A 7,166-nucleotide genomic window follows, 5' to 3' on the forward strand; every position below is an offset into this window, starting at 1 on the left:
GGTATAGTGTTGTAGGTTGCACAGATTGCAAGTTACTGTAGCCCGTGCATCTTTATTCAAATTAGTATTAATGCTTCTATGGTTCAGGAATGGCATCGCGAAGAGTACACGATTAGCACCGATCGTCAACGGCTTGATCTGCAGGAGATCCATAACTTTTTGGCGAATCATTCCTATTGGGCGATCGGTCGCTCTTTTGAAGCAGTCAAAAAGTCTATTGATCACAGTTTGCCCTTTGGAATCTATCGAGATACGCAACTAGTTGGTTTTGCGCGTGTCCTGACAGACTATGTGACTTTTGCCTATCTTGCAGATGTTTTTGTTGTAGAATCGTTTCGGGGAAACGGTTTGGGGCAATGGCTCGTTGAGGTGATTTTGGCTCATCCAGAGCTTCAAAGTTTGCGACGATGGCTGCTGGTGACTCACACTGCTCAACCGTTTTACCGCAAATTAGGTTTCACGGAACTTGAGCATCCAGAGCAACATTTGGAAAAACCAGTCCTTAAAACAGATATCAGGCTCCCTTAAGCAGTTGCCAGCACTGTTGGGCGATCGCCCAATCTTCCTCAGTGTGAATCACTAACACTCGTACCGCTGAATCAACGGTCGCAATGTCCTGATCGACTGGGGAGTGAGTGTTTTTCTCAGCGTCTATGTTTAAGCCTAAAAAGGTAAATCCTTCACAGGCAGCCGCCCGAATTGCAGCGGAGTTTTCGCCTACACCAGCGGTAAAAATGAGAGCATCCAACCCGCCCAAACTAGCTAACATTGCGCCAATCGAGGAACGTAGGCGATGGACATAGATATCAAATGCTAGCTGAGCACGAGTGTTGCCTTGGGCGATCGCCTGATCAATCTGCCGCATATCTGCCGATATGCCAGAAACGCCCTTTAGCCCCGACTCTTTGTTTAACATCTGATCCATCTGGTCAACGGTGTAGCCTTCCTGACGCATCAGGTGAATCAAAATACCCGGATCAACAGAACCAGAGCGGGTACCCATCATCAAGCCTTCGAGCGGCGTAAAGCCCATAGTCGTATCTATACTGTGCCCATCACGGATAGCGGCGAGAGAACAACCGTTTCCCAGATGGCAGGTAATTAAACGCAGATCTTTGAGATCTCGCCCTAAGACGTGAGCTGCCCGCCCAGCGCAATATTGATGACTGATACCGTGAAACCCATAGCGCCGAATTCCCTGCTCAAACCATTTATAAGGGATCGGATAGGTTGCCGCAGCAGCAGGGATTTGAGCATGAAATGCAGTGTCAAAGACAGCAACTTGAGGAATCCGATTGCCCAGGGTTTTCTCGATCGCCTCAATTCCCTCCAAGTTAGCTGGATTGTGAGCAGGAGCCAGAGAAATGAGTCGGGCGATCGCCTCTTTCACGGGCTTGTCAATCAACACACTTTGCTGATACTCCTGTCCGCCATGTACAACTCGATGCCCCACCACATCGATCTCAGAAGGCTGGGTAATTACCTGGGTTGAGCCGCTCCAGAGCGTATCCAGCACATGAGCGATCGCCGCAGCCCGATCTGCCGAAATTTCGGTTTGCAGCGTTTCCCCTTTCGCCGTTTGGACCTCGATTTCTGCAAACCCTGAGTGATGAGTCCAATCGACCTTTGCTTCCCACAATGGCAACGGTGATTGGTTGGGTAGCCCGTCATCCGCTATCTCGTATAAACAGCTCTTTTGGCTACTCGACCCAGCATTGAGAACCAGAATTTTCATAGTAGACCTACTCCACAACAAGAAAGGGATAATCAGGAGCAAGTCACTCTTGATTCAACGACTCACTGTAGTTAACAGGGACATTTGACGCTGCATGACACAAATATTGTCCTGCTCCCAACACCAGTTTAAAGAAGATAGTTGTACCTGGGATGCCTCTCTATGAACAGTGAAATCGCTTCTAAATCCGACTGTTTGTCCGGGTTGGATGACTTCAGATGGAAAGACCAGAGAACCTATTCCTCCTCCCATGACGTTTCTGCCGGAGTAACCGTAGCTTAAGCCTGCTGCTCTGACCGCTTGATCGCTGTTATTGGTCAGGCAACCAACTAAAAAATCACCATCCGGCTCAAACCCATCTCGATAAAACTGGAGCTTGTAAAAATTCAAACAATTGTGAAGCGATCGCCCAATCCTCTATCTCAACTCGACTACCTTAGAGGTAAGGGGATTGAAGTCTGTGAAAGCTCGGAAGGACAAGTAAAATCAACAGATCTGTCTTTTGGAGGAGAAAGCTAATAGCTGAACCCAACTGTCGAAAGAAGTAGCGAGTCTCTCTTTTGGGATACAACCACAAGTAGGCTCAAGGGCAACACTACAGGGATGCAAACGGCAATGTCTAGTCACTATGGGGTAGTTGAGAGTACTGCAAATCGAGAGATGAATTTGAATGAAGTTCCTGATAGACAGACATCCGTTAACGATGTAGAAATGCCCGTACAGGGGCTTTGGGCAGCACCGGTCGTATTGATTGCTTTAGCTGGAATTGTGCTGGCTTTGAGGCGATCGCTCATCTGGAAACTGACGCACAGTTACGTTCCTCCTTCTCCAAAATTAAAGCAATTACCCTGCTCAAACTGTCGCTTCTTTGGCTCCAATCCTTACCTTAAGTGTGCGGTACATCCAGATAAAGCACTAAAAGCAGAAGCCATGACCTGTTCTGACTATTGGGCGCAGGATAGCGACCGATTTTCTCGTTAAAGAGAAATACCTTCTCCGAATGCAATATCGACTGAACTATCGCCCCTATAGCCGTCGTTTTCGACAACCGTTACTCACTAGTCATGGTCTGTGGAGCGATCGCCAGGGGATTTTGCTGCAACTGACTGATGCTGAAGGGCAAGTTGGACTAGGTGAAATTGCCCCGATTGAATGGTTTGGCAGTGAGAGCTTATCTCAGGCGTTGGCGTTTTGTCAGCAGCTACCTGAGCAAATTACGATAGACACTATTTTCTCGATTCCAGATAGTTTGCCTGCCTGTCAGTTTGGCTTTGAGTCTGCCTGGGAAAGTTTGGATGACAGCAGTTTGGCAAAATCCAATCCTACCCTCACCTACAGCAGCCTTTTACCCACAGGAAAAGCTGCTCTGTCTGCCTGGGAGCCGCTTTGGAGTCAAGGGAGCCGCACGTTTAAGTGGAAAATTGGTGTAGCGCCTGTAGTGGAAGAATTACAGGTGTTCACTCAACTGGTACATGCTTTACCTTCCACTGCCAAACTGCGACTTGATGCCAATGCAGGACTAAACTGGCAGCAAGCCTGTACCTGGCTAGAGGTAGCTGATAGCGTTGGAGTTGAATTTTTAGAGCAGCCTTTACCCGTTAGTCAGTTTGACCAAATGTTGAAACTGAGCGATCGCTTCCAAACGCCGATCGCTTTGGATGAATCGGTCGCTACGCTAGCGCAAATGCAGCAGTGCTATCAGCAGGGTTGGCGCGGAATTTTTGTTGTGAAAGCAGCGATCGCAGGCTCTCCAGGTCGTCTGCGTCAGTTTTGTCGAACCTATGAGCCTGATGTGGTGTGGTCGTCCGTGTTTGAGACGGCGATCGCCCGCCGTTTTATTGAGACAAAGCTAATTGCGGATCTCCCACCTCCCTCCAGAGCAATCGGTTTTGGCACTGAACATTGGTTCACAGAAGATTGGCAAGCGTCTTTTGAGAATGTATCTTTTCAGAAGTAGTAGCCCAGTGAAATCTTATGCTTCCCCTAACCTATTTGCCCCATCAAACCGCAAATGACTGGTTAGGTGGATGTGATAGTGAGAAATTTGCAGAACTGGTTACACAGTCTTTAGCAGAATTACACTCACTTAAGGCTTCAGGTAATTTACCTAAACTTTTGTTAGTTGAGCCAGATCCAATTCAATTTTTGGCTCGCTTTATTGCCGCTTGTAGTGCAAACTGTCCCGTCTTTTTGAGTAATCCTGACTGGGTTAAGGCAGAGTGGGAACAGGTTCTGAGCCTGGTTCAGCCCGATTTAATTTGGGGAGAGGCGGAAGTAACTTGCAGTTTATCTGCTTTCTCAGATATATCCCTCAAAAAACCTACACCCAGCTCAACTACAGAATTACATCCTGATCAAGCAGGATGGATCATGATTCCAACAGGTGGATCGTCCGGTAAAATCCGGTTTGCGATTCACACCTGGCAAACGTTAATGGCTGCGGTGCAAGGGTTTCAGCAGTATTTTCAGACGAATCAGATCAATTCCTTTTGTGTATTGCCGCTTTATCACGTGAGTGGGTTGATGCAATTCTTACGCTCATTTACCACGGGGGGAAAACTGGTGATTGTGCCTTTTAAAGGAATCGAAAGAGAAACGAGAGAAATTGAGCCGGCAGAGTTTTTTATCTCTCTAGTACCAACTCAACTCCAGCGACTATTACATGATTCTCATTTGAGAGACTGGCTTACACAGTTTCACACTGTGCTGTTAGGAGGTGCTCCAGCCTGGGCTGAACTGCTGCAAGTTGCCCGAAAGCATCAGATTCGGCTAGCTCCAACCTATGGCATGACCGAAACGGCGGCTCAAATTGCGACGTTAAAGCCAGATCAGTTTTTGGCAAATCAGAGTCACTGTGGAAAAGTTTTACCTCATGCTCGGATCACTATCTGGGATGCCAACCTGCCTTTAGGAGCAAACCAATTAGGTCAAATCACAGTTCAAGCTGATTCCCTTGCCTTGGGTTATTACCCTGAACCGGGTTTTGGAGAGACATTCAGGCTAGATGATTTGGGTTTTTTGGATGAGCAAGGCGAATTACATGTCGTCGGGCGAAACAATGACAAGATTATTACGGGTGGAGAAAATGTATTTCCAATTGAGGTAGAGGCAGCAATTCGGGCAACGGGATGTGTTGCAGATGTAGCAGTGCTGGGGCTAAACGATCGCCATTGGGGACAAGTCATAACCGCAGTTTATATCCCAAAGAATTCAGCCATTTCAGCGGATAGGGTGCGGCTCGCCCTGAGCGATCGGCTCAGCAAATTTAAACAGCCTAAATACTGGATCGCCGTCAAATCTTTGCCCCGTAACGCTCAAGGGAAGATCAATCGAGAGCAGCTACGCCAAATCGCTGTTGATTGGTTGGCTACTCGCTCCACTGATCCAGCCAGTGAATGATTTCTGCTGACAAAGGACTGCGGGTTCTGCTAGCCGAATCAATGCAAACGTGTCTGCTCAACGCTCTTGATAGGCTGGCAGACGGGACGGATAGATCAGGTGAACTGTTAGCCTTCGCCGCAAATAGGTGATAAGTAATTTCAAATTCGTCTGGCTTGGTTTGTTTGGGCTGCATTTGGATAGCGAGGCGATCGCCACAAAACATCGGGCGGAAAAAATCGACACTCGCATGAGCGATCGGAAATGCAGTTTTTGCTTTACCAAAAAATTGTTTCAAATCAACGCCTGCTGCTGCCAGAGAAGCTTCATAAGCCTCATGGCACATTGATAAAACGTTAGTAAAATAAACGACTCCAGCCGCATCCGTATCTCGGAAAAACACGGTTCGCAAATAGACAAATGCCATAAGTGTTAACCTGAAGAGTAACTTAAGCCTTGCAATTTAAGCCTTGCAATGGCTTTTGTGAAAGGTCATATAGGTCGGGGTGTTCAATTACAGCAGTTGTTGTAAACCTGTTGATAGGAAAATTTACTCATGCGGTTTCATAAAATTGGTTCTATTAGCCTAATCACGCTGTTGATGACCTTACTCATAGGTGGACTTGGCAGCGTTGCTCTGTCTCAAAAACAGCCCAGTGGGTTAAGCGGAAATATGATAAAGACGATCGCTCCTTCCGCTCAAACTCTGCCCAACACAAAGCAAAATCAGAGCAATGAGCAAATAATACTAGATATTCAAGGCGCACTTGAAGAAGGAGATCTCGTGTTGCCTCAAGACGGTAGTCTTTACGATGAACACACCTTTGAGGGGCGGGCCGGACAGTCTGTAGCGATTGATTTAGAGAGCGCTGACTTCGATACATTTCTCATCTTGCTCGACCCCCAAGAGCGAATTGTCGGGCAACATGATGACGTGTCCCAAGACAATTTCAACTCCACGCTAAACGTTAGCCTACCTGTTGATGGCACTTACACCGTGATTGCAAACGGTTTTGACAGCAACAGCAGGGGTCGATATCAGCTCCTCATTAGAACGCCCACTCAGTCTGCCAGTCAATAGGCTAGCGTATCTAGTTAGCCACCGCTACGAGAAGCTGATGATTTTGGGGTGGCATGGAGTATTCTAGTTCACCCCAGGTCAGCAGATTGAAACACAAGAGCGGGATGCTTGATGTGAACATCCTCATTCAAACACAGTTGCCTAATAATGGCTTCAACCTGTCTCACTTCAGCTTCGTTGCCATCAACCAGCACTACATATTCATATCGGGAAGGGCAAGAAAGCTCTAAGAGGGCATTTTGTCGGGCAAGGCGGTGACAAGCTCTCGTTTCGAGTAAGCCACAACCCGTTGCCCCAATTCCGGCACCTGCAATCATTCCTAACAAGGTTGCTTGAGCCGTTCCAACTGCAAGAATTAACCCAATTCCAGGAATAGCCAAGAAGCCAAGCCCTGCCATGCAGCCTCCTACAGCCCCCAATAGCGTACCTGCTAGGGTTGCACCTGTGACTCGTGCCTGAACTTCATCTTCAGCCCTGGCTTGCAGGTTTACTTCATTAACCTGCTCGTCTGCGTTTAACGCAACAACGGAAAGGTAAACGTTAGAAAAGCTAAACTTTTTCAGCTTATTAATAATTTGTTCTGCATCTTGAAAATGAGTAAACTTGGCAACTGGACGCGGACTAGGGGCATAGACCATTTTTCCCTCCTGTGTGGTACACAGAGATAATATTGGTGCAGATTTGTGCAGAGCTATACAGAACTAGCAAAACCTGCCACAGTCGATGACGTATGACGTGGGGGCTTTTGGGTAGCCCATACTTTTAGTAAATAAAACTTTCAGCTAGCCAGCTAAATAGGTTGACAAAAATCAAAATAAAAAGAAATTTTTTAACAATCTGCTATCCAGCATGAAGCAACTCATAACGTTTCTCTAAAAAGAGACTACAGATGGAAGGGCACCCCGCTCAGCGGGGTGCCCTTCCATCTGTAGTCCTAATTTTTGGAATTGGTATAAGGTTATGAAATGCTTA

At 47.1% G+C, this 7,166-nt stretch carries 9 protein-coding genes; 5 read left to right on the plus strand and 4 right to left on the minus strand.

The features are described from left to right. Positions 1-78: 78 nt before the first annotated feature. Entirely contained in the window at positions 79-528 is a 450-nt protein-coding gene (locus tag H6G00_RS04990) for a GNAT family N-acetyltransferase (protein WP_190795875.1), read from the plus strand. Here the strand turns inward: H6G00_RS04990 and H6G00_RS04995 are convergent. Together H6G00_RS04995 and H6G00_RS05000 are read right to left on the minus strand one after the other, a co-directional pair. Next, positions 515-1,735 carry an acetate kinase gene (locus H6G00_RS04995; protein ID WP_190795876.1) on the minus strand — a complete coding sequence of 407 codons (1,221 nt, stop codon included), beginning with the start codon at positions 1,733-1,735 and terminating at the stop codon, positions 515-517. The genes H6G00_RS04990 and H6G00_RS04995 overlap by 14 nt on opposite strands. A gap of 54 nt (positions 1,736-1,789) precedes the next feature. Next, a complete protein-coding gene (locus tag H6G00_RS05000; RefSeq protein WP_190795877.1) occupies positions 1,790-2,125 on the minus strand; it encodes a hypothetical protein in 336 nt (111 codons plus the stop codon). A 225-nt stretch (positions 2,126-2,350) separates the two neighbouring features. On the opposite strand from H6G00_RS05000, the gene H6G00_RS05005 reads away from it, so the two are divergent. The 3 genes from H6G00_RS05005 to H6G00_RS05015 are packed head-to-tail and all read left to right on the plus strand — an operon-like array spanning position 2,351 to position 5,134. Further along, the gene (locus H6G00_RS05005; RefSeq protein ID WP_190795878.1) at positions 2,351-2,716 is read left to right on the plus strand and encodes a hypothetical protein; all 366 of its coding nucleotides are present in this window, start codon (positions 2,351-2,353) and stop codon (positions 2,714-2,716) included. A 19-nt stretch (positions 2,717-2,735) separates the two neighbouring features. Next, positions 2,736-3,692, plus strand: coding sequence for an o-succinylbenzoate synthase (locus H6G00_RS05010; protein ID WP_190795879.1), 957 nt, complete (start codon positions 2,736-2,738; stop codon positions 3,690-3,692). A gap of 17 nt (positions 3,693-3,709) precedes the next feature. Continuing rightward, positions 3,710-5,134 carry a 2-succinylbenzoate--CoA ligase gene (locus tag H6G00_RS05015; protein WP_190795880.1) on the plus strand — a complete coding sequence of 475 codons (1,425 nt, stop codon included), beginning with the start codon at positions 3,710-3,712 and terminating at the stop codon, positions 5,132-5,134. Here H6G00_RS05015 and H6G00_RS05020 read toward each other — a convergent pair. Then, positions 5,103-5,540, minus strand: a complete 438-nt coding sequence (locus H6G00_RS05020; RefSeq protein WP_190795881.1) for a thioesterase family protein — start codon at positions 5,538-5,540, stop codon at positions 5,103-5,105. The genes H6G00_RS05015 and H6G00_RS05020 overlap by 32 nt on opposite strands. A 129-nt stretch (positions 5,541-5,669) precedes the next feature. Between H6G00_RS05020 and H6G00_RS05025 the strand changes: the two genes are divergently transcribed. Then, positions 5,670-6,194, plus strand: a complete 525-nt coding sequence (locus H6G00_RS05025) for a PPC domain-containing protein (protein ID WP_190795882.1) — start codon at positions 5,670-5,672, stop codon at positions 6,192-6,194. A gap of 68 nt (positions 6,195-6,262) precedes the next feature. On the opposite strand, the gene H6G00_RS05030 is transcribed toward H6G00_RS05025, so the two are convergent. After that, positions 6,263-6,832 carry a hypothetical protein gene (locus tag H6G00_RS05030; protein ID WP_190795883.1) on the minus strand — a complete coding sequence of 190 codons (570 nt, stop codon included), beginning with the start codon at positions 6,830-6,832 and terminating at the stop codon, positions 6,263-6,265. Between the last annotated feature and the right edge of the window lie 334 nt (positions 6,833-7,166).

Origin of the sequence: Leptolyngbya sp. FACHB-541 (assembly GCF_014695875.1) — a bacterium.
GTDB lineage: Bacteria > Cyanobacteriota > Cyanobacteriia > Elainellales > Elainellaceae > JAAUTN01.